The organism is Spirochaetae bacterium HGW-Spirochaetae-1 (assembly GCA_002839375.1).
Lineage (GTDB): Bacteria > Spirochaetota > UBA4802 > UBA4802 > UBA5550 > PGXY01.
This window is the reverse complement of record PGXY01000003.1, coordinates 659455-682795: the sequence shown is the minus strand read 5'-3', so window position 1 is coordinate 682795 and position 23341 is coordinate 659455. Positions and strand designations below refer to the sequence as shown.

Annotated in this window: 21 protein-coding genes; 12 read left to right on the top strand and 9 right to left on the bottom strand. The window is 46.9% G+C overall.

Features of this window, described 5'->3' with window-relative positions:
- The first annotated feature begins 221 nt into the window (after positions 1-221).
- The 4 genes from CVV44_07685 to CVV44_07670 all read left to right on the top strand — a co-directional run bounded on the left by CVV44_07685 (position 222) and on the right by CVV44_07670 (position 4594).
- Complete coding sequence (locus tag CVV44_07685) at positions 222-1166, top strand: hypothetical protein (GenBank protein PKL40086.1); 945 nt, start codon at positions 222-224, stop codon at positions 1164-1166.
- Between the two features lie 338 nt (positions 1167-1504).
- The gene (locus tag CVV44_07680; GenBank protein PKL40085.1) at positions 1505-2428 is read left to right on the top strand and encodes a hypothetical protein; all 924 of its coding nucleotides are present in this window, start codon (positions 1505-1507) and stop codon (positions 2426-2428) included.
- A 53-nt stretch (positions 2429-2481) separates the two neighbouring features.
- Positions 2482-3465: a hypothetical protein gene (locus CVV44_07675; GenBank protein ID PKL40084.1), complete on the top strand. Its 984-nt coding sequence runs from the start codon at positions 2482-2484 to the stop codon at positions 3463-3465.
- A gap of 178 nt (positions 3466-3643) precedes the next feature.
- Positions 3644-4594, top strand: coding sequence for a hypothetical protein (locus CVV44_07670; protein ID PKL40083.1), 951 nt, complete (start codon positions 3644-3646; stop codon positions 4592-4594).
- Between the two features lie 113 nt (positions 4595-4707).
- Here the strand turns inward: CVV44_07670 and CVV44_07665 are convergent, their stop codons facing one another.
- A complete protein-coding gene (locus CVV44_07665; GenBank protein ID PKL40082.1) occupies positions 4708-5235 on the bottom strand; it encodes a hypothetical protein in 528 nt (175 codons plus the stop codon).
- A gap of 342 nt (positions 5236-5577) precedes the next feature.
- Here CVV44_07665 and CVV44_07660 point away from each other — a divergent pair, with 342 nt between their 5' ends.
- Positions 5578-7134 (top strand): chemotaxis protein, encoded by a 1557-nt coding sequence (locus tag CVV44_07660; protein PKL40081.1) that lies wholly within the window; start codon positions 5578-5580, stop codon positions 7132-7134.
- Between the two features lie 17 nt (positions 7135-7151).
- Here the strand turns inward: CVV44_07660 and CVV44_07655 are convergent, their stop codons facing one another.
- From CVV44_07655 to CVV44_07645, 3 genes are all read right to left on the bottom strand, one after another.
- Positions 7152-8516 (bottom strand): beta-glucosidase, encoded by a 1365-nt coding sequence (locus CVV44_07655; protein ID PKL40080.1) that lies wholly within the window; start codon positions 8514-8516, stop codon positions 7152-7154.
- 119 nt (positions 8517-8635) lie between these two features.
- A complete protein-coding gene (locus tag CVV44_07650; protein PKL40079.1) occupies positions 8636-9298 on the bottom strand; it encodes a hypothetical protein in 663 nt (220 codons plus the stop codon).
- Complete coding sequence (locus tag CVV44_07645) at positions 9274-9972, bottom strand: arginyltransferase (protein ID PKL40078.1); 699 nt, start codon at positions 9970-9972, stop codon at positions 9274-9276. The genes CVV44_07650 and CVV44_07645 overlap by 25 nt, the downstream gene beginning before the upstream one ends.
- Positions 9973-10099: 127 nt before the next feature.
- Here CVV44_07645 and CVV44_07640 point away from each other — a divergent pair, with 127 nt between their 5' ends.
- The 7 genes from CVV44_07640 (at position 10100) to CVV44_07610 (ending at position 17482) form a co-directional block, all read left to right on the top strand.
- Positions 10100-10852: an ABC transporter ATP-binding protein gene (locus tag CVV44_07640; protein PKL40077.1), complete on the top strand. Its 753-nt coding sequence runs from the start codon at positions 10100-10102 to the stop codon at positions 10850-10852.
- Positions 10830-12239 (top strand): hypothetical protein, encoded by a 1410-nt coding sequence (locus CVV44_07635; protein ID PKL40076.1) that lies wholly within the window; start codon positions 10830-10832, stop codon positions 12237-12239. The genes CVV44_07640 and CVV44_07635 overlap by 23 nt, the downstream gene beginning before the upstream one ends.
- Before the next feature lie 78 nt (positions 12240-12317).
- Positions 12318-13397, top strand: coding sequence for a lysophospholipase (locus CVV44_07630; GenBank protein PKL40075.1), 1080 nt, complete (start codon positions 12318-12320; stop codon positions 13395-13397).
- 9 nt (positions 13398-13406) lie between these two features.
- Positions 13407-14762, top strand: a complete 1356-nt coding sequence (locus tag CVV44_07625) for a 3-deoxy-7-phosphoheptulonate synthase class II (GenBank protein PKL40074.1) — start codon at positions 13407-13409, stop codon at positions 14760-14762.
- A gap of 329 nt (positions 14763-15091) precedes the next feature.
- Entirely contained in the window at positions 15092-16306 is a 1215-nt protein-coding gene (locus CVV44_07620; GenBank protein PKL40149.1) for an ammonia channel protein, read from the top strand.
- 20 nt (positions 16307-16326) lie between these two features.
- The gene (locus CVV44_07615; GenBank protein PKL40073.1) at positions 16327-16668 is read left to right on the top strand and encodes a transcriptional regulator; all 342 of its coding nucleotides are present in this window, start codon (positions 16327-16329) and stop codon (positions 16666-16668) included.
- Between the two features lie 163 nt (positions 16669-16831).
- Positions 16832-17482, top strand: coding sequence for a protein SanA (locus CVV44_07610; protein PKL40148.1), 651 nt, complete (start codon positions 16832-16834; stop codon positions 17480-17482).
- Positions 17483-17494: 12 nt separating this feature from the next.
- On the opposite strand, the gene CVV44_07605 is transcribed toward CVV44_07610, so the two are convergent.
- The 5 genes from CVV44_07605 to tmk all read right to left on the bottom strand — a co-directional run bounded on the left by CVV44_07605 (position 17495) and on the right by tmk (position 23267).
- Entirely contained in the window at positions 17495-18442 is a 948-nt protein-coding gene (locus tag CVV44_07605; GenBank protein ID PKL40072.1) for a hypothetical protein, read from the bottom strand.
- 96 nt (positions 18443-18538) lie between these two features.
- The gene (locus tag CVV44_07600) at positions 18539-19132 is read right to left on the bottom strand and encodes a hypothetical protein (protein ID PKL40071.1); all 594 of its coding nucleotides are present in this window, start codon (positions 19130-19132) and stop codon (positions 18539-18541) included.
- On the bottom strand, positions 19129-20115 hold the full coding sequence (locus tag CVV44_07595; GenBank protein PKL40147.1) for an aminodeoxychorismate synthase component I: 987 nt from the start codon (positions 20113-20115) through the stop codon (positions 19129-19131). Before CVV44_07595 ends, CVV44_07600 begins: the two co-directional genes overlap by 4 nt.
- Positions 20116-20175: 60 nt before the next feature.
- Positions 20176-22659 (bottom strand): signal peptide peptidase SppA, encoded by a 2484-nt coding sequence (sppA, locus tag CVV44_07590; GenBank protein PKL40070.1) that lies wholly within the window; start codon positions 22657-22659, stop codon positions 20176-20178.
- A complete protein-coding gene (gene tmk / locus CVV44_07585) occupies positions 22656-23267 on the bottom strand; it encodes a dTMP kinase (protein PKL40069.1) in 612 nt (203 codons plus the stop codon). Before tmk ends, sppA begins: the two co-directional genes overlap by 4 nt.
- Positions 23268-23341 lie beyond the last annotated feature (74 nt).

The window sequence follows — 23341 nt, the reverse complement described above, 5'->3', positions numbered from 1 at the left end:
TTTCGTGGCATGGTGCTATGCTCCTTTTATATGAAAATCGTTTATTAATAAAACGAAGGAGCAGTGTGGGGATTGAATAAAATTTGTTTAAGAAAATGGGGTCAGAGCATGTTTTTATAGAAAGAGGCTCTGACCCCTGGCATGCAGAAATTGTGAATAAAATGAATTGACCTTCCGCGAATTGAAGACCCATATGGGCAGCAATAATAATAGGATATGCTATGCCGGTAGAAATCAAATTTATACTTTTCCAACTTGTCATTATTATACCTTTCATTCTGGGTTCATTTTTAAAAAGACAGTTTCGTAATCCCTCTGGTGTTGCTCAAAAAATAGTCAGGGCAAATCTTATATTTGTAGAACCATTTGTGGTTATCTGGAGCATCTGGGGGCTGGCTCTGACCCCTGAGCTACTTCTCCTTCCTCTGGCAGGGCTGATCCTGGTACTGGGTGGTTTTATGCTGGGATATGCCACGGTTGCATTCACCAGGCTCAAGGAAAAATCCAGGGCAACCTACCTTATCAGCTCATCATTGGCTAATCATGGTTTCACCATGGGAGGATTTCTTTGTTATATCTTTGGCGGTTTTAATGGTCTGGGGATGTCATCTATATTCCTCGTCTATTTTATGCCTTACATATTTGCCGTAATTTTTCCCTTCGCTGGTTTTGCCTCGCGGAAAGAGGGTTTTAGTCTGGACATGTTAAAAAAATTGTTCATAAACCGGCAGAATATGCCACTCTACGCAACGGGACTTGCTCTGACCCTGCATCTCTTTCATATTCCCCGACCTGCGTTTGCTTTTCCCATGGACATGATTCTTATGGTTTCCATTTCTATGTATTATATAACCCTGGGTCTTAATTTTACTTTTTCTGATATAAAAGCGTTGCGGCCTGAGCACCTTTTTTTGGCCCTGGGCAAGTTTATTGCCCTGCCTGCCCTGACATGGGGCGCTTTACGTTTTATCGAATTAGACCGCGACATTGAGTCGGTTATTATGCTGCAATCTTTCATGCCTGCTGCCATATATTCTGTACTCTCCTCCATTCTTTATGATCTGGATATGCGTCTGGCTTCAGGGCTCTTTGTGGTGAATACAGTTATTTTCCTTGTGGTAGTATTGCCAGTGCTTTTTCTGCTTAATGGGGTTCTTTTCTTTTAATAATTATGATAATGCTCTGTCCCTCCGGGAATCATTGGCATCCAGTACTATGCTCTGACCCCGGGGAGTCACTGAAACAATCGCAGTGTGCTCTGATCCTGAAAATTCAGTGATCCCGGATTATTTTTGGAACAGGAAATTACTTTCGAACTGCAATGAAAAAAGATTCACCATGGGAAATTAGTTCTTTACGCGGCTAATAATATTATATAGAGTTACAGAGCGGATTGACTTTAGCTGTTTTGGTTTTCAGTTGGTATACTTCTGTGGAATTTTCAGAAAAACTGTCATATATTACGGGAACAATCCGGCCAGTTTTGAATTGAGGAGGGTCTTGCATGCAGGTTAACAGTTCACTTGCCAGTCTGGCTGCGAAAGCATTGGCGGAATCTCTCGATCTTGGGACCATGACAATGGTGGCGAGGATGCTTATACAGAGTTACGATATCAACAGAAGTACCGGTTTTCCCGAGAATATCCCCGTACCGCGCAAGAATGCGGCTCAGCAGATAGTCGCTGACGTTAAAAAGGCAAAGCTTTTTCTTCAACTAATCCAGCATCTCATCGATATACACTCCAACGGCTATATGGGAAGGAAGTATCCTATTAAGTATCTGCGTCAGATTATAATGGAGATGAGAGAGCAGGGAATCATCTATGATCAGGAGAATAAAATATTTGTTGAGGATCCCGCTGTGAGGCGAACCAGAAATTGGGGGGCCCTCATGGACGATGAGGATTATACTTTTGCTTTTCTCCGCCTGGATATTGTGGGAAATACGGCCCTGGTCAGGAAGTATTCCGAGGATATTATTCAGTCCACGTATGGGGATCTTCGGAGCATGGTGCAATCGGCAATAGATAAACGTAATGGCCGTATCTGGAACTGGGAGGGCGATGGCGGACTTGTTGCTTTTTTCTTTTCGAATAAGAATCTCTATGCCACCGTCAGTGGCATGGATATTGTACATCGCCTTTTCCTGTATAATCAGCTTCAATGTCGTCTCGACAAACCTCTGGGTGTCCGGCTGGCCGTTCATGGCGGACGCATGTCCTATTCGGACAACGAGGAGGAGCTGAAGCGTAGTGATGTGATAAAAAAGGTGATGGATATTGAATCGAAGTTTACCAATCCCAACACGCTGACTATAAGCGATGCCGTGGCCACAACATTGGATAAAAATATTATGGATGCTTTTCATCCAGTCAAGGTCGATGACAGGACGAATTATTTCAACTACGGTCTTCGGTGGGAGCAGTGAGTATATGGAATATATCTGCCGGGAACAACTATGCATGATATAAAAGAGGTGGTATGAAAATTATTGTTTTTTCAAACGCAAAAACAGTTTCGGGAACCTTCAATAAAATTGAGAAGAAGGGAGACTGGTTCATCGAGTATCATGCTTTTGATGAAATGAAAAAAATGCTGAAAACCATTCCGGTAAAATCATTGGTGTATGTAGATGCCGGCACCATGAAGATGCCTGAAATCAGGAAAGTGCTGATACAGCTTGAGAAACAGGAAGGATGCCGTTTTGGCTTTCTTGACCCGAAGGGAAGTGTGGCCGATGTTGCTGAAATTTTTCACCGGGGAGGTGTCGATTATATTGGGAAGCAGGAGTGTAAAGACGGCATTGATGCAAAAAGAATGAAGCGTGTGCTGGAATTCATTGCTGCCGGTTCCGGTGAAACTGAGGAAGAAGTCGGTACCACCGAGATAATTCCGGGCCTGATCCCCTCGGGGCCCGACTGGAGGAGCATTAAGTCCGGCAATGAATACACATTTTCCTTCATGTTTATTGAATTGGATAATCAGCGTGAATTGAAAAAAAATTATGGCGCTGATAACCTGAAAGTAGTTGTGCAGAAATTTCATGATATAATAAACTCGATAATCGCCCCGGTGCATGGTAAAATATGGATCTGGATGGATTTCGGCGGTCTTATATTGTTTCCGTTTAACGGGGAAAAGAGCGATGCTGTATTGACATCTTTTTCAATTATGCTGAACAGGAGGCTTATCAATGCCGAAGATATGGATCATGATCTCCTTCTGTCATACAGAATTGCCCTTCATATAGGGAACACCATCTATGAGACCAGGGGGGATACGGGCGAACTGATTTCCGACACGATCAATTCCATATTCCACCTGGGGCAGAAATATGCCGAGCCGGGCAATCTTTATCTTACTGCGGAAATGCAGCCCTTTATCCCCCGGGGATTGGAGAAGAGCTTTATACCCGCAGGGACCTATGAAGGCCGGGAGATTTTCCGCATGCGCCACGTGCTGTAGATGTTTGCACGCAAGTATAAAAATATTTGACATATGCGTCGAATCATGCGTTCCTGAATTGCCATGCTTCGGATAATATTTTGATCTCATGTTAGGCATGGCTGTTCCACTGCTCAAATAGAAAATATTTTTAAGATGTGCGGACCTTGTTGGTCCGTATTGTCCGGGAGGTCTGGGTATGATGCGGTTAAAACCTCGCTTTTTTCAGTTTGCGATGAGTTTCAATGCAGTTCTATTCCTGATAATGATGCCGCATAACGTTTTCGCCCAGTTTGATAAAGATGTTACTACACGTGCCGTGGATGGCATCGTTAATGTGACCTCGTCCATAATATCGGACTCCTTTACGCCCATGACCCATTTCAGCACAGGGAACTGGACCGTGTCGGTGGTTCCTGCCTATTTTGATATATCCCGGGTTTTTGACGATCCCGATGTGCGGGGTCATGACCTGAGGGGCTTTTCTCTCGGCCTGGGCGGCGGATATGCCCTTACTGACCGCTGGATGGCCTATGGTATTGCTGCTTTTCTAAAAACTGCAGGGACCCTCAAGGGTGAATTTTACGGCCCCGGCACCGATTATCGTGTGAAAGTTGATTATTCCCTCTATTCGTTCCATGGCGGCATTGGGTATGAGATCATTGAGGATGACAAGTGGTCCATGCCGGTCTTTGGGGGTCTGTCCCTTCAAGGCTACAACGCCGATATCGCCTTTCCCGAACCAGATGCGAATACTGACGCTACTGTTTCCGGAAGCGGTGTGATTGCAGGGATTAATATCGGTATTGCCCTGTCACGGACTATATATAATTATTTCCGCATAACACCCTATTTTCTTTTTATCCAGAGCTTCAACAAACCCGAACTGGAAGCTGATCTTATCGTAGGGGGATTTCCCATTCCCGGACAGACCGTATCCATGAAAGCGATCACGGCAGGCATGCTGGGGCTCAACTGTTCCATAATCCCCAGTGACTCATTTTCGGTCAATTTTTCTCTGGGGGGACTCTTTTCATCGGGGACCAGGTTTTATAACCGGGTCTTTCTCGACGGTCTGGAGATGCTTTCTATCGTGGTGAGTGTGACCTACCGGGGAGGCCTGGAAACGGTTTCTTCGGGAGGAGAGTAACACACCGGTAATACGGAACGCCGGTATAGTTTTTGCGTGATAAGAGGCTCTGACCCCTGTTGTTATGAGAGAGATAACCTGAAGGGACAGAGCCTTAAAAAATTTTAGGCCTCTTATTTAACCATTTCCCTGATAAGCCCGATGACCCGGTCAATCTCCTCCTGTGTCATCTCTCCCTTCTTTATGAAAAGCACCTTCATATTTTTGTCGATGAGGATGATGACAAATTTATTGTTGCAGTCACCCAGTCTCCAGGCCTTTTGCAGGAGGCGGTCCGGGTCGGTGTAGATAACGGCCCGCTTGTCCGCCTCGATTTCACGGCGAATCATGAAGCGGATCAGTGAATCGGGGATGAAAGGCGCGTCTTTCAGATTGACGATTCCCATACCGGCGAATCGCGCCGGGGGGAAGTTTGTTTTTTTCATGGCTTCGGAAAAATTCTTGTTCTGGTTCGGTACGTCGGGATCGGGATAGAAAATGAGAACGGGCTTTTCGCCCAGTGAAGGAATCATCATGGGTTTGTTATGAGCGTCACGGATTTCCGCGGGCCGGACTGTGTCTCCCGGTGAAAGGGCCAGGAGCGACGTGAAGGAACCGCATAAGAGGATAAAGATTATTGAAAAAAGAGGCATGTTTCTCATAAAAAGTTCCTCGCTAATTCGAAATGTGTTTGGTCCAGTAAAACTGACGTTTATTAATCAGTCAGTTAATAGTATTGGGAAAAATTAATCAATAAATTTATCACGGCCTTATCCCGGAAAAATCCAGGTACCTGTACAGGAAATCTGGCCAGATTATCTAAAAAAGTGTTATTTTGATTAAAAGATAGTTGATATATAGGACATTATGATATTTTTTGACTATAAAAATATAGGCTTACAGAATTCATTTCTTGACTATTATGTGAAGTTTCCTGTATACTATAGCGGTATTAATTCACAATTAATAGTCAGGTAATAATCAATATTGTGAGGAGTTTTAGGATGGAAAGGCAGAATAGTAAGGGGGATACTGTTGAGAGAGGTGGAATTTTCGCCCAGGTGATTATCGATAACAACCGGAGATTGTTCAAGGCTTTCCTGAGTATAGTTCTCCTGGGAAACGTGGCGACCCTGGCGATAAAACTTTCGGGGAAGTCATCGCATTACCTGACATATGGAGATATCGGCTTGGAACTGTTTCTCATGCTCCTCATAACCGGCGCCGCCTGGTTACTTGTGAACTCATCCCGCTTAAAGGGGACGAAGGTATCGAGCTATATCAGCATTATCAGCGTGGTGCTCTCCCTGTGGATCATGCAATACATTATCTATGGTGCCACGGAACTGTTCGCCAGCCATTACATTCCTCTGGCCATGAGCATCTTTTATTTTAACCGGCGGGCATGTATCTTTGCGCTTGTCATGGTTTTCATATCTCAGACATTGCTTCTTGTTCTGCGGCCTGAGCTTCTTCCCGGCGGGCCGGCCAGTAATATAATTATCCGGTATCTCATCTATCTGTGGGTGGGAATTGCCGCTTCTTTCGGCGCTTCGGCAACGAGCAACCTGTTGCTTCTTGCCATAGACAGCAGTGAAAAAGCCAATGTAAACCTGGGCAAACTGTCCCATATGGCGCGTCAGGTTCTGGAGTCGATTGTAATTATGAAAACCCAGGCCAGAAGTCAGGAAGATGTGACGGTCACCCTGAAGGACATTTCACAGAACCAGGCGTCTTCTCTGGAAGAAATATCGACGGCAATTGAGGAGCTTGCAGCGAACTCGGAGTCCATAAGCGAGGTGGCCCGTTCCCTTTACGAGGAGATGCAGATTGCCGTTGATTCGGTGAATGATCTTAAGATGGTAAATGACAGGGTGCAGGATAGTTCCACGGAAATACGAAAATCTGTCGAGGAGGTCACGGTCTTTTCGAAAAATTCCTCATCACATATTCAAAAAACACGGGAAAAGTTCCAGATTCTGAAGGATAAAAGTAATATCATGTCTACTTTCATCCAGGTAATCAATGATATCGCCGACCAGGTGAACCTGCTTTCCCTGAATGCGGCCATAGAGGCCGCCCGGGCCGGAGAAGCGGGCCGTGGATTCGCCGTGGTTGCCGATGAAATATCAAAACTGGCTGACGCCACTACCAGTAACGCCAGGGAGATAGAAAAAATAATTGTGGAAAACAGGATGCTCATGGATGACAGCAGCAGTCTCATTGTTGAATCGGCGGGAATGATGGATCAGCTGGATAACTCCATTATAAAAATAGAACGGGAGATCGGCGATATCAGCTATCTTATCGGTGATATAGATATGACCATCAAGGCCATCAAGAATCTTAATGATAAAATACACCAGTCCAGCAAGACCATTGAAAATTCAACCCTGGAACAGAAGGTGGCTACCGATGAATCGAGCAAGTCTGTCCTGAATGTTTCGAACTCGGCCATCGAGATGGTGGAGATTACAGAAAAAATATCCGAAGCCTCGGGCGCTATAAGTGTGCTGGCTGCGAACCTGGACGCGTTGACAAGTGAAATGACGGCCGCTTGATGTGGCAGGGGCCTCCCTCAGGCCTTGCTTCCACTGATAAGGGTGCTGTACCACCGGCCGCTGTCTTTTATGATGCGCTTCTGGCTTTCATAATCGACATAAACCAGGCCGAACCGTTTGCCCAGGCCGGCTGCCCATTCGAAATTATCCAGGAGAGACCACACGAAATATCCCCGCACGTCGGCGCCTTCGGTCATGGCCTTCCGAACCATGGCAAGATAACCACTGAGGTAATCAATGCGTTTTTCATCATGGACCTTTCCATCCGTAACCATGTCATCAAAGGCGGCGCCGTTTTCCGTGATATAAACAGGGGGATTGCCGTATTCGGTCTGTATGGTTTTCAGGCAGTCATATATGCATGGGGGATGGACCTCCCATCCCATGCTGGTGTACTGAACCCCGTCACGGACAAAATCTCTTTCAGCAATGCCGCTCCCGGTGATCCATGTTTTAAAGAAGGGGATGTACCATTTATGCATGGCCCGTTCGCGCTGATAATTATTGAGGCCTAAAAAATCGGTTTTCTGTGAGATGATTGTCATGTCTCCATCGGCGATTTTCGGGGTGAGGACTTTCATTTTTGACCAGAAGGGTTCGGGGTACTTGCCGTGGTAGAGCGGTGACAGGGTAATGTGGTTCATGAACTGGTTGGCCATCACAGCGGACCAGGCGTCCTTTTTTGATTCGGTCATGGGCTGCACTGGTGTCATGCTCACGGTTATGCCGGCACGGCTTTCGGGATAGAGTCCCTTGATGACCTGCATGCCATAGCCATGGGCCAGAAGAACATTGTGCATGACGCGGAAGAAAGCCCGGGGGCTCATTCTGCCCGGGGCGTGTTCTCCCAGGAGATGTCCCATGCAGGAAAACTCCCAGGGTTCATTTATGGTTATCCAGTTCTTCACACGGTCACCCAGGTGACTGACCACGACTTCAGCATAATCGGCGAAAAGCCGGCTTACTGTTCTGTTCTCGAATCCGCGGTATTTTTTCTGAAGAGCAAGGGGGAGGTCCCAGTGAAACAGGGTTATGAAGGGTTCTATCCCCGCATCGAGAAGGGAGTCAACGAGCCTGCTGTAGAAGTCCAGGCCCTTGTTATTTACTACGCCTTCGCCGTTGGGCATGATCCTGGGCCATGAAATAGAAAACCGGTAGGCGTCAAGATTCAACTCTTTCATGATGGCGATGTCTTCAGGGTAACGGTGGTAGTGTTCACAGGCCCTTGAGGCATTGCTCCCTCCACGTATTTTTCCCTTTATGCCCGTGAAGTGATCCCATGTGGACGGACCCTTGCCGTCTTCGGCGCACGCACCTTCGATCTGGAAGGCTGCCGTGGCCGCTCCAAAGAGAAAATTTTCCGGGAATCTGATAGTATCCATGACAAGCTCCTTTGAGTAAAAACGATTGACATGTCAGTCACCATCACATGCTAAATGTTAGTTAATTATCAGTCAACAAAATAATTAAATATATGGGCAATTAACGAGAGGAAAACCGGTTATGGCTTCAGCATGTTTCTGACGAGAGTCATGATGCTGCTGACGACTTTATCGTCATTGTCGGCATTGTTTCCGAAATGAATGGACAGCTTCATCCTTTCATGCCGGGAAATATAGGATTTCATGAGAGTGCCCACGATGCTGTCTATGCAATAGGCCGCTGAATCGGTATCAATGGAAACGTCTATGCTTCCTTCCTTCTTACCCTCTTCAATGAAATATTTCCAGAACAGGATGGCCTCCTCTTCCAGCTTGATTATCTGTTTTGAAAAGCGCGAATTGAATTCAAAACTCATTTCGCTCCAGATGGAGATAATATCGGGGTCGTTTTTTGCCAGTTGCTGGGCGTAGGAGAGGATCGCTCCGAGCCTGTCAAAAATGTTGCGGCCCATTGCCGGATTTTCCGAGAGGCCGTTTTTCTGCAGTTCATATCCCTTGAAAATAATGGTGTTAATAAGGGCGTCCTTTGTGGGGAAATAGCTGTACATGGAGCCGTGGGAAATGCCCGCCTTTTTGGCGATATCCCCGACCTTGGTACCTGTAAGACCATTTTTGGAAAATTCCTTCATGGCCGTGCGCAGTACTTTTTCTCTTTTTTCCCCGGGAATATTGTCAAAGGTTTCCTTGTGGTATTTTTTCATCGGGATTTCTCTCCGCTCCATATGTTATTGAGCCAGTCGTATTTTTCATTGAGATGAAAGAGATTTTTGTATGCCATGCTGTGATTGTCCCTGATATAATAACCAAGGTAATAGTATTTCAGGTTCATGGTAAGTGCCTGTTCGATCTCTTTCAGTATGCTCAGTGAGCCAAGTCTATACTCTCCATAAGTGGTGTCAAAAACAAAATAGACGCTGCTCAGGGCCTCACCGGATTTATCAAGGAATCCCACGGCAGCCAGCTTTTCATTGATGAAATATTCCGACTGCAGCGAAGGGCAGGAGCGTGTATAGAATGAACTGATGAACTCGTCCCTGTCGGTTTCCCTGCCGAAACGATCAAGGGAGTGTATACGGTAGATTTCATATATCTCATCGCGGTATTCCAGGGGTCCGAATTTTACCGCGATGTCCGATCCTTTTTTCAGGATTCTCCGGTGGCTGCGGCTCGCGTTAAACTCACTCACGCGGACGCGGATGGGTATACACTCACGGCATTCACCACATTGCGGACGGAAGAAGTAGGCCCCGAATTTTCTCCATCCCCGGGCCAGAAGTTCTTCCAACTCGCCTTCATTGAGGTCCATGGCGAAAAAATATTCAAACCTCCATTCCCTGTCGGGAAGGTAGGCGCACGGGCTGAAGGTGCTGATCTGCGGTTTCTGGATAAGGATCATAAGATAAATATGAAATTCTCCATGACATGCATGTCAATACAATTATGACAGTTCGTGCTGAATAATATTCAGGCCCGGCCGCTGAATTGCTTGACGGCAAAGCGGCTTCCTTGTACAGTATTGAACCATGAAGGAAAAAATCAGGATTGAGGGAATGCATAAAGCCTTCGGCCCCAAGGTTGTTATCAGCGGGCTGGACCTCCATGTCTATGAAGGAGAAGTGCTCTGTGTCATCGGCAAGAGCGGTACGGGAAAATCAGTTATACTAAAGCATCTTGTCGGTATTTTAAAACCTGATTCAGGCGATATCTATGTTGATGATGTCTGTTATTCCAGGGCCGGGAACGATGAAAGAATGGCCATTGAGGCAAAATACGGTATTCTTTTTCAGGGGGCCGCTCTGTTTGATTCAATGAATATCTACGATAACGTGGCTTTTGGCATGAGGAGAAAGGGTGTTTCCGAGGACGAAATAAAAAATATGGTCCCGCATCTTCTTGAGCAGGTAGGGCTTCGGGATATCGAGGACAAAAGACCATCGGAGCTCTCGGGAGGAATGCAGAAGCGCGTGGGTCTTGCCAGGGCCATTGCCATAAAACCCGAAATAATGCTCTATGACGAGCCCACCACGGGAGTGGACCCCATTACGGGAGGCGCTGTGGACAGGCTCATCCTGAAGATGCGTGATACCTACGGGATCACATCGGTGGTTGTCACTCACGACATGAAATCGGCGTACAGGGTCGCCGACAGGATCGCCATGCTCTATGACGGACATGTCATTTTCAGCGGCAGGCCCGAAGAAATAAAAAATACGGATAATTCCTTTGTCCGGCAATTCATTGAAGGCAGAGCCCATGGACCAATTCAGGTTATATAAACGTGCAGTATCCGCTTTGCTGCTACTAATTACACCGATTCTTCTCTCCTGCGGAATGAATCCCCTGTCAACAGATTCATACCGCTATGACGGCTATCGTGGTTCACTCAACCTTAAGGATCACACCTGGCTGAAGGGGAGGAAAATTTTCATTGATCCCGGACACGGAGGAAAGGGGACCACGGACCGGTTCCGGACAGGCCCCGGCGGGATAACCGAGGAAATGGTCAATCTGCGCGTATCGCTCATCCTGGAGATGATGTTGAGGGAGGCCGGGGCCCAGGTTGTCATGAGCCGGCGTACCGACAGCGATGTGAGTCTTGAGGAAAGGATAGCCCTGGTGGAGAAGAGCGCCCCGGATATTCTCATCAGCATCCATCATAATGGTTCAGCGCGAAGGTCCGATGAAATCAACTATCCTGCCGTGCTCATATGGGGAAATCGTTTCATTCGACCCGCCAGTTTTGATTACGCCCGCTATCTCCTCGATGAGTTTCACAACATGATGGATGAGCGGGGAAGGATTGTATCCGATTTTGCCGTATTCCAGGAAACGGGAACGCGGATTCTGCGAAAGACCGCATCGATCTGTCCCGGCGTGATCGGTGAAGCTTGTTTTTTCAGCGATGAGAAACAAGCCCTGCGGTTAAAAGATCCCCAGTACAACGAACGTGAAGCCGAGTCATATTTCCGCTCCCTTTCTCGTTACTTCCGCGGGGGCATTCCATCGGCCCTGATTCATTTTTCATGTACTGTTGAAAATTCCGGATTCCTGCAAAATATGATACGGGATCATCATCCTGACATATTTTTAAAGATTACCGGTGATGCCGATAGTGCCGGCATAGATACGCGGTACCTTGATATAACTCTGGATGATGTACCGGTTGCCGTAAAAAAATGCAGTGATGGATGTTACCGCATCAATTACGGGAAGGAACTCTATCCCGGCGGACATCGCCTGCGCTTCAGCTTTCGGAACAGGAACCATAACAGCAGCATGGTCTGCAGCACGGGCTTCACCGTGGAAATAAAAAAAGGCGATTACGAAAGGCTTGTGAAAGAAGGTAGACGCCTCGTTCGAACACGGAGAGATGTGCGACGGGGTCTTCTCATGCTCCTTTCGGCCTTATCCATGGAACAGACCGGACCGGAGGCGCCTGGGCTTGTGAAGGATATTGCCCTGGGATTCCGTTTCATGGGGCTACGGGCGGCCGCGCAGTATTATGAAAAGAGTCTAAATTATTTTTATCCCGAAAGCGACTTTGTATTGACTCGCAGAGATGAATGGGTATATAAGCTCAATGGATATTATCATCCCGTGAAATATCATGGGAAGATTCTTCAGCCCATTGGCGCAGGAGAGGATAACTGCAGTTTGAAATAAATCGGCCTGTCCCTCTTTTGCAATGGACAGAGGCGCTGTATAGTATATGAATTTTAAAAAATAAGTGAGGAGCTGTTTATGGATTCTTACACGCATAATTCGGGTACTTTTATCGGGAAAGGGGGCAATGAGATATTTTTTCAGAGCTGGACAGTACCTTCGCCGAAGGCAGTACTGGTTATTTCACATGGTATCGGTGAACATTCAGGGCGGTATCAGAATATTATAGGGGCCATGGCGAAGGAAAAAATCTCCATTTATGGACTGGACCACAGGGGACATGGAAGATCAGGTGGGAACAGGGGACACGTGGATTCTTTCATGGACTTTGTCTATGACCTGAAGCTTTTTGTTAATTATATCCGTGAGCAGAATATCGGCCTGCCCCTTATCATGCTTGGACACAGTATGGGCGGTACCATTGCCTGCAGGTTTGCCATTGAATACGGTGATGACCTGGCAGGTCTTATCCTGTCTTCCCCGGCGGTTCTTCTTAAGGTGAAGATCCCGGCCTGGAAAGAGACCATGGGCACTTTTTTCTCAACGGTGCTTCCCGGCCTTACGTTATCAACGGCTCTTGATTCGGGCAACCTTTCCCATGACAGAAATGTGATAGAGGCATATGAAAATGATCCCCTGGTGCATGATAAGGCATCGGCGCGTTTTTTTACCGAATTCACCAAAACCAGGGAAGCATGTCTCAACCGCTCATTTGAACTGACTATGCCTCTCCTGGTATTTCACGGCAAGGAAGACGGCCTGGTGGATTACCAGGGAAGCGAACTGGTATACGAAAAGGCCTCTTCTTCCGGCAAGGAACTGCATATTTATAAGGGACTGTATCATGAGACCATGAATGAAACGGAAGAAGAGAAAAACAAGGTTCTGGCAATGGTAAAGAAATGGATTCTCAAGATTGCCGGATCAGGGAAAGGTGTGAAAAAAACAGCGGCGGCTGCAAAGGCACCGGCTAAAAAGTCCCCTGCAAAAAAAGCGGTGAAAAAGGTCCAGGCAAAAAAGACGGTTAAAAAGGCCGTAAAAAAAGCCCCGGCAAAGAAGATAGTTAAGAAAAGCAATAAAAAAGTTTCAGCGGAAAAGGCTGTAAAAAAAGCGCCGGCAAAAAAAATCAAAAACGCAACAGTCAAAAAAAAGAAATAAGAAGAGAGAATGGACAGGGGAATTTGGACGAAAACAAGCTGGAAGGAATATCGCATATCCCAGCAGCCCGTCTATGACGATAAGGGACAGCTTGATTCTGTACTGAAAAAGATCGAGGGGCTTCCGCCCCTCGTTTTTATTGGCGAGGTAGAAAAACTCCGGCTGCAGGTGGCGGAAGCGGGCCGTGGCAGGCGTTTTATTCTGCACGGTGGGGACTGTGCTGAACGTTTCATGGACTGCAATGAGGAATCTATAACCAATAAGATAAAAATTCTACTCCAGATGAGCGTAATCCTTACCTATGGCGCACGCAGGCCCGTTGTGAGGATAGGCCGGATCGCCGGACAATTTGCAAAGCCCAGGTCACGGGATACGGAAATCGTTGACGGCCGGCAGATTGATATTTACCGGGGCGATAGTATCAATGATTATGAACCCGATGCGGAAAAGAGAAGGCCAGATCCGGAGAGGCTCCTGCAGTCTTACTTCATGTCCGTATCAACTCTTAACTTTATCAGGGCCATGATTGAAGGTGGATTCACTGACCTGCATCATCCCTATACATGGAACCTCCATTCCATGGAAAAGACTGGAGAGTGGAGGAAATACCGGGCTACTGTCGATGGGATACTTGATGCAATAAACTTTATGGAATCCTTCGGCGGGATCAGGTCCGAGTCTGTGGGTAAAATAGATTTTTTTATTTCACATGAAGGACTTCTCCTGGGATATGAGGAAGCGCTCACCAGGAAAGACCCTGCTTCAGGACGGTATTACAACCTGGGTTCACACATGCTGTGGATCGGTGAAAGAACCAGGGCTCTCGATGAGGGGCATGTGGAGTATTTCAGGGGAATTTCCAATCCTATCGGCATAAAAATCGGTCCGTCCATTGGCAGTGATGAACTCATCGAGCTCCTGGCGGTGCTGAACCCCGGGAATGAAGAAGGGAGGATAAATCTCATTGCCCGGATGGGGCTTTCGAAAATTGAAAGCACTCTGCCGGTTCTTGTCGATGCCGTAATAAAATCCGGGAGGCCCGTTACCTGGAGCAGTGATCCCATGCACGGGAATATGATTCACGCATCGGGAAACAGGAAAACACGTGATTTTACCGATATCATGGGAGAGCTGAAATGCGCTTTCCGTATTTTCTCCGAGCGCCGTGTTCCGCTGGGAGGTGTTCACTTTGAACTGACCGGTGAGGATGTCACGGAATGTACCGGAGGTGCAACGGCTCTCAGTGATGAAGATCTGGGCAAGAATTACCAGTCGTACTGTGATCCCCGACTTAATTATAACCAGAGTCTCGAGATGGCTTTTCTTATCGCCGAACTCCTGAATAAAAACGGTATAAATCCGTAAACCTCGATAGCATCCCCGCCGGTAATTGTAAACACCTGCAATCCTCAGGCCGATTCTGTTGTTGATGGCAATCCTTATATGAAAATAACATGCGTTAGACGAATAATGTTACAATCATATTACAATTATGTTACGGGTGTGTTACGAATAGATTAACTTCATGTAACAAAATAATCCGAAATAACAAAAGGGTATCTTCTAACAGATGTTTGTTACACAATTGTTAAATATACTGCATTAAAGCCCGGTATGCCCGGCCAACGGTTGACACAAAATGCTGCCATGTTTATCTTGCATCTATATTCAGAAGATGCCGGAGGTTAAAAATGATTAATTATACTGACACAGTATGGATGCTTATTGCAACGGGGCTTGTCATGATGATGACGCCCGCACTTGCCTTTTTTTACGGGGGACTTGTCAGGAAGAAAAATATTCTTTCGATTCTTATGCAGTCAATGATAATATTGGCCATTATATCGTTGCAATGGATTCTTTTCGGCTACAGCATTGCTTTCGGGCCTGACAGGGGAGGTATAATCGGCGGCCTCGAATATGTGGGCCTCAGGGGAGTGACTCTCCTTCCCCTAGAGGGACAGACCATCCCCCATCAGCTATTCATGATGTTTCAGATGATGTTTGCCGTTATAACACCGGCCCTTATCATTGGAGCTTTTGCCGAGAGGATAAAATTCTCAGGTTTTTTACTGTTCGTAATTCTCTGGTCGACGCTTATTTATGATCCCATGGCCCACATGGTATGGGCAAAGGGAGGCTGGCTATTTGGAATGGGAGCCCTAGATTTTGCCGGGGGAACGGTTATCCATATAACAGCCGGTATATCGGCCCTCGTTATGGCCATACTGCTGGGAAAGAGAAGCGGATCCGGGGAAGGAAGCTCGCCTCATAATCTCCCCTTTTCTGTTTTTGGTGCTGGATTTCTCTGGTTCGGCTGGTTCGGTTTTAACGCCGGAAGCGCTCTCAGCGTGGGCAGTCAGACTGTTTCGGCATTTCTTAACACAAATACTGCTGCAGCATCGGCAGCTGTAACATGGATGATAATCGACTGGGTGCTCAACGAAAAACCGACGGTCCTGGGAGTGATCACCGGTCTTGTGGCTGGCCTGGTTGCCATTACTCCCGCTGCGGGTTATGTTACTCCAATGTCGGCCATTGCTATCGGCGCACTGGGGAGCATATTCGGTTTTGTTTTCGTTATGTATGTTAAGAAGAAATTCGGTTATGACGATTCACTGGATGTTTTTGGTGTTCATGGTATTGCAGGAATAGTGGGTGCGCTGGCAACGGGAATTTTTGCAGATAAGTCAATCGGTGGTACGGACGGTCTCATAAATGGGAATCCGCATCAGCTTTTAGTCCAGTTTATAACTGTTGTCGTCGCCATTGTATTTGCAGCCATAGGAACGTTTGTAATTTATATGATAGTTGACAGGATCACGGGCATGCGGGTAACGGCACGGGAGGAATATATCGGGCTTGATCTTACCCAGCATCAGGAAGCCGGATATACTCTTATTGACTAAAGGAAACAAGGAGGAAGACAATGAAATATGTCGTAGCAATAATAAGACCGCATAAACTGGAAGATGTTAAAACGGAACTGGACAGGGTTGAGGTTCACCTCATGACAGTTACGGAAGTGCTCGGCTGCGGCCGTCAGAAAGGGGTAACGGAGGTTTACCGAGGTGTCAAGGAGGTCAGCAATCTTCTGAGGAAGGTGAAACTTGAAATCGCCGTGAATGACGCTTATCTTGAAAAAACAGTTGAAGCCATAACGAAAGGGGCTTTTGAAGGGGAATTGGGCGATGGTAAGATTTTTATCATGGACATGCAGGACTGTATTCGCATCAGGACAGGCGAACGGGGAGGAGTTGCCATCGGATAGCTGGTTTCTTCATCCCGTCGGGAATATATTAAGCGGTCTTTGGGGACCGCTTTTTTTTAGTCTCACATATTATTTTTTACGGGGAGATGGATAAATCTTGACGTATGAGGTAACATTTAAATGATACTATTCAGTGGATAAAAAAAGAAAAACAAATTGAATGATGATAAAAATAACAATGAAAAGAATAAGCATATGCATTCTGATATGCATATGTGCTGCAGCAGGAGCAATAGTATTTTGTAATTGCGCCATCTCCCATAAAGCTAAGCCGCATGTTTACAGTAATATTAAGGATCTTCCTCCCAATAAAGTGGGACTTCTTCTGGGCACCAGTAAATATCTGAGTAGCGGTGCTTTAAATCCCTATTTCCGGTACAGGCTTGAAGCTGCTGCTCTCCTGTACAGGGAGAGGAAAATACGATATATCATTGCCAGCGGTGACAACCGGACTCATTTCTATAATGAGCCGAAGATCATGAAAAAGGAGCTGATGATGCAGGGAGTTCCAGAAGAGGCCATTTATCTTGATTATGCCGGTTTCAGGACCCTTGATTCAGTCGTAAGGTGCAGCAGAATATTCGGGCAGGAGAGTTTTACCATCATCTCACAGCGTTTCCATAATGAGCGTGCCGTGTATATTGCCCGTCATCTCGGTATCGCGGCCGTAGGATTCAATGCCGACGATGTTGAACCCGTGGCGGCTTTTAAAACGAGGATGAGGGAATATTTTGCCCGAGTAAAGGCCTTTATTGACCTGTATCTAACCAATGAGAAACCACGCTACCTGGGAGAGACCATAACCATCCCGTAAAAAGAAAAATGTTCACGTTTTTATAATTTCAATGCTGTTATTTCCCTTGCGTGATGCCTTCTCCACGGCATCCTCGGTCCTTCGAATGAGGGAATCGAGCAGCAGGTCATTAATGAGCAGATCATCATAATCGTTGTTTTCATAGACATCCTTGGGATTAAATTCAGAGATTCCCAGGGAAAGGTTTACCGGAATCGTGTTGCCGTGAATCCTGATTGGTTTTTTCTTCAGGGAATCCGTAATGCGGCCGGCAAATTTTTCAGCTTGTTCAACATGCGTATCGGGGAGAAAAATGAGAAACTGGGAAATGCCGTATCTTCCGGTTTTATCGTAGGACCGGCTGTGTTTTTTAATGAGATTACTGAGCTCCAAAAGCGTGGCGTTGCCCATGAGTGTGCCGTCATTCTCCATAATATTTTTCAAATTGTCCACGTTGATCATGATGGAAGAGAAGAATTTACCTTCCCGCGACGCACGGCCCATTTCCATTATGGCTTCATCGAGGAGTGCCCGCCGGTTCAGGAGCGATGTGACGGGATCCTCCTTGGAAAATTTAATAAGTTTTTTCTTGGATTTGCTTATCTGCTCTTCTCTTTTGATGGTGTTCTTCGCTATGGTAGCCCTTAGAGAAAGTTCTGTTTTGCCGAAGGGTTTGAAAATGAAGTCATCGGCCCCGGCATTGATAACCCGTGTCATGGCGTGTTCTTTTTCACGCGCTGCTATCACCATAATATAGACGTATTTTGCAAGCTTCAGTTTTTTGATATTTTTACACATCGATTCCACATCGATGTCATCAGCCGACCAGTTAATGATCACGATCTGGGGCAACTGCGTTTTTATCTCTTCGATAACATTTTCGATGCCTTCGGAAAAGATGAATTTCAGATTTGCGTCTTTCAGGGATTGATTTATGGCGCTGTAGGCTGCTTTGGTATTGTTGACCAGAAGAACTTTCATATTTTATACCATCACCTGCTAGATGTATTTGAGAGAGAGGAACTGCATGTCTTATTTTTACCTGCTAATTAAAAATTTGTCAAGAAAATAAATGATTCATCGGATAAAGCGGGGATTCTCGATGATATGAAAATCGAGCATGGCGTTGAGAAGGGCCATTTTTGAAAAATGTAGTGTATCATCTACCGTTATACTTCGTTCCACCAGGAGTCCTGAATCCAGGTATCTCTGTCTGGTCGTACCTCTGAGAAGGGGATGGGCGGGTGTGATCCACCGGTCTCCTTCATGGAAGGCGATATTGGCGATGCTGGTGTCAGTCACCAGGCCCTGCCTGATTATGATAACGTCATCGGCGGAATCGCGTGAGTTGAACAGACGATCGATATCGTTCCTGTTGAGATACTTATAATCATAAGATATATCTCTTTCCAGTATCCTGAAAGATTGAAACTTCCGCATCACGTAGGGGAAATATTCAACGGCATGAATCTCTTCACCGTAGGAAACCCGGCATCGCAGGAATCCATGCGGGACGGGATCAATAATTTCCCGCAGGTCAAGCCTGTTTGTTGATCCGAATAGTTCGTATCTGCTGCGGTTCATGCGTTCATTATGGTAAACATGATGAATGATTTCGCCACAATGTATTTTGACGGTCTCAAAAAGCAATGCCTGTTCCGGAGTATTCATTGCGCGGCTCCTTCCCTGTTTGGAACCGTCACTTCACCGGTAGGGACGTAAATTTTCCGGATCATTTCTGCGTATTCCGATTCCATGGAACTGTCAATGGTTATTCCGCCGCCGCTTTTAAACAGGAACAGGCCGTCCCGTTCCCTTTCAATGAAACGTATCAGTACTGCACTGTCCAGGCCGTCGCCGTCAAAAACGCCGAAAATGCCGGTGTAGAAACCGCGTTCATAGCCTTCGACTTCGCCGATAATCTCCACGGTCTTTTTTTTCGGTGCACCCGTAACTGATCCTGCCGGCAGCATGGTTGTTATGATGGACCCGATGCGAGCCCGCCAGTCCGGATCAAGGCGGCCTGAAATTCGGGAACTCACCTGCAGCAGGTCACTGTTTCCCGCGGGAATCCTGTCCACATATCTGAACCGTTCGACACGTACGTGTCGGGCAACCATGGACAGGTCGTTGCGGAGAAGATCAACCACCATGACATGTTCTGCCGTTTCCTTTTTATCTTGCAATATTGCCTCTAAGGCATTCGGTACCGCTGCGTCTATGGTCCCTTTCATGGGAAATGTGGTGATGATATTGCCGTCAATTTTTACAAAGCGCTCGGGTGAAAAAGAGACGAATTGATCCTTGTAGTAAAGCTTGAAGAGGGAATCTCCGGTGTGGAACATGTCAAGGAGACGGGACTTAAGGGTTATCCCGGAAGGAAAAGTCAGATTGAGAATGTAGGTGTTGCCGCGGCGGATTTCTTCTATAACGGAACGGAAAGCCCTTTCGTATCGCAGGAAATCGGCTGGGCAGGTCAATTGTATGCCTGGATTAATATCCTCCGGGATCGGAACAGAAAGATAATTTTTTGTTTCTCCGATTTTAAAGAGGATGTCCCGATCCAGCCCGCGCAGGGGCTGGATGTAATGGCTCTTCATCCTGAAATCAATAATGAAGAGGAAGGGGATGCCCCTGGATCCAAGATAGTTCATCCGGTCGGCAATGATCCCTGTGCTGTTGGCGGGATTTACCTGGTTCAAAGATCACCCGTACTATTTTATTTCGATGGTATAGGGGAGCAGGTATAATGCCCGCTCATTGCCGTACTGAACCGGTTCAAGATGCTTCATCAGAGGACGCAGGTACTGTGTCAGGGATTTCATTTCATCGGAAGCCAGCATGCCTTTGAGAACCGTATCCTCGTCGGGAAGAATCATGAGTGAGAAATTGTCGTCTATGTGAGCCTCGGAACGGGCGAATTCAATGGCGGCAACCAGTCCGCCCATCTCATCGACGAGATTGTTTTCCCGTCCCTGAGTTCCGGAGAAGACGCGTCCCTCGGCCTTATTGCCGATATCGGTGTCGGTAATGTTCCGCGCCTCCACTACCTTGCCGGTGAAGCGGTCATAAATGAAATCGACCCCCTTCTGTACGACCTCGCGTTCCCTGTCGCTCAGGTCTTTTGATTCCGAGAAAATATCAGCGAACTCGCTCATCTTTATGGTATCCTTGTTGATGCCGAGTTTTTCATAGAGCTCCTTCATCGATACCTTTCCGGTAATCACGCCTATGGAACCGGTAATGGTCCCGCCGCTGGCGAATATCCTGTCGCCGCTGCATGCCACATAGTATCCTCCTGAAGCCGCCACGTTGCCAAAGGAAAATACGACGGGTTTTGGATATTTCTTTTTGTATTTCATCAGGTCATTGAGCATATAATCCGATGCAGCCGCTGAGCCGCCTCCTGAACTTACCCTGACGACAACGGCCTTGACATTTGAGTCCTTGAAGGCCTTTTCTATCATTTCATGATAAGTGGCATCGCCGATGGTGCTCGCGAACATGGAGCGGGTTGATTTGCCGCGGACTATGGAACCGTCGATATACAGGACGGCTATGGCCGGGATGGGGCCCCAGATATAACTCTTCTCACTCTCGCCCAGGTAATCTCCCAGCCTGACCACGGCAAGACTCCCGGAGATATTTTTCAGTGCTTCATCATAATACATGACTTCATCGATGAAACCGGCCTGTTCCGCTTCATCGGGAGACATGAGTCCAGCGGCAAAGAGCCCGGTGATTTTTTCATCGGGAATATCCCTGTCTTTCCGGATGTCTGATATGAACTGGTCATTCAGGTCCTTGATAAGTGATACAAGGTTCTCCCGCGCCTGATCGGACATATGTTCCCGGTTGAAGGACTCGTAGGCCGATTTGTACTCGCCATGTTTCACAACCTCGAATTTAACGCCGATTTTCGCCAGGAGGTTCTTGAAGAAATAAACCTCGGCGCTGAGCCCGGTGATCTCAAAGGTGCTGTTGGGAGTGAAGTATATTTTATCCGCGGCCGTTGCAAGGTAATATTCCTTGTTTCCCGGAACATTCATCACTGCATAAACCTTCTTTCCCGTTTCCTTGAATCTTTGCAGGGACTGGCGCATCTCCTGTATCTGGGCGAAACCCATTCCCGCGTCGTCGATCTCCAGTATGATGCCCGAGATGGTGCCGTCCTGGGCAGCCACTTCTATTCCCTCGATAATCTCGAGGAACGTTATCTTCTTCTCGGTGAAAAGTCCTTCTGATTCCAGTTCGTTTATATTTCTGTTCAGTGAAATTTTCAACAGGGTATCATCCGGTGTTAGAGAAAGGGCGTTTTTATACTGGGTGAAGGGAATTGTTAAGCTAAAGCTGTTGTATTCGGCAATGTCGCCGCTGTTGGCCGAGCGGTAAAAATCGAAAATTCCCGATGATCCCATGGGCCGCCTTGCGGAGCGCGTGAAAAAGGGAATTGTGATGCCGAATTTCATGTTTGCGTCCAGATCACTTCTGAAAAAGAGGGATATGTCATAGACCAGACGAATATCGGTCGAGAAGGCAAGATTCATATCGCCTATGCCCTGGCCGGCGAGCCTCGTGGCGTCCATGGACAGGTTGAGGCGGTCCGTAAAGGGCCGGACGGAAATGGAGTACACCTCTTTTCTTTTTATACTGCTGCCGCCCATTGAACCGCTGAGATCATTGAGGGCTATTCCCAGGGAAAGAAAGTTCCAGGGGCGCAGCAGGAATCCCAGGGACCAGGCACCGTAATTATCATATGCTTTTGTATCACTCTGAGAGAAGGAATATCCCGCGCCGAAGCCGAAGTAATTATTGAACATGAATCCCTTGTTAATATTGAAGTAGTTGGCACCGGCATGCTCCACATCACCCACAGTGCTGTTATAGACATGATCGTACCAACCATAGGTGAATGAAAGCCCCAGGATATTGAGAAGTAAAAGATGGTTTGATTTTTCTTCATTGTCCCATTTAAGGAAACGGTATGATAACAGGGGACTCTCATCGGGGAGATCGGAGAGGGCCGGGTTCATGTTTGATGAGAAGGGGCCCTGGGCATAGCTGGCTGAACCGACTTCAGGTATCAGGAAGGGGTTTTCCGCCGCTTTAAGAGAGACAGCGATAAGCAGAATTAGTATAACGACGGAATTAATTTTTATTAGAGTCGTGAAGAATGATCTTTTCATTTGGCACCTCATGCAAAAATATCAAAACGATTTTGGAAGTCTTCTATTATCATGGTATGTATTTCATGCTCCGGTTTTTCTCCGTCAATGATGAGAAAGGAATCATCGGCCATGGCAAGGAATATCTCCCTGACCTTTTCCAGGAAAGCCCTTTTTTCGAATATGTCCCGATGTTCGCCCTTGTTGCGTTCCGATATGCGGCGCAGTGCTGTAACGGGCGGTACATCAATAAAATAGACCCGGTCCGGTTCCGGAAAGGAACGCCTTCTGTTTTCGCTTAGGATACGATCCGCCTCCAGTCCCATGGCTCCCTGATAGGCCGCGTTGGAATGAAAATACCGGTCCATGACGACGCTTTTTTTTGAGTCCAGGGCGGGGATAATGTTACGACGGGAATCGTCTTCCCGGTCCCGCAGAAAGAGTTCCAGCATTTCCTCCACGGGAGGAACAACTGAGCCCGACAGCAGTGTCCGTATTTTTTTACCCCATTCGCCCGGTGAAGGCTCCATGAGCAGAACCGGGTCCATATGCAGTGAGCGCAGATATGCGTGGAACATACGGGCCTGTGTTGATTTGCCTGAACCGTCGATTCCCTCGAATACTATGAATAACGGTGACACAAAGGACTCCTTTTTCTGTTTTTAAAACGGTTTGATTGAATTTCGGGACAATTCCACGAGATTAATCAGCAGCC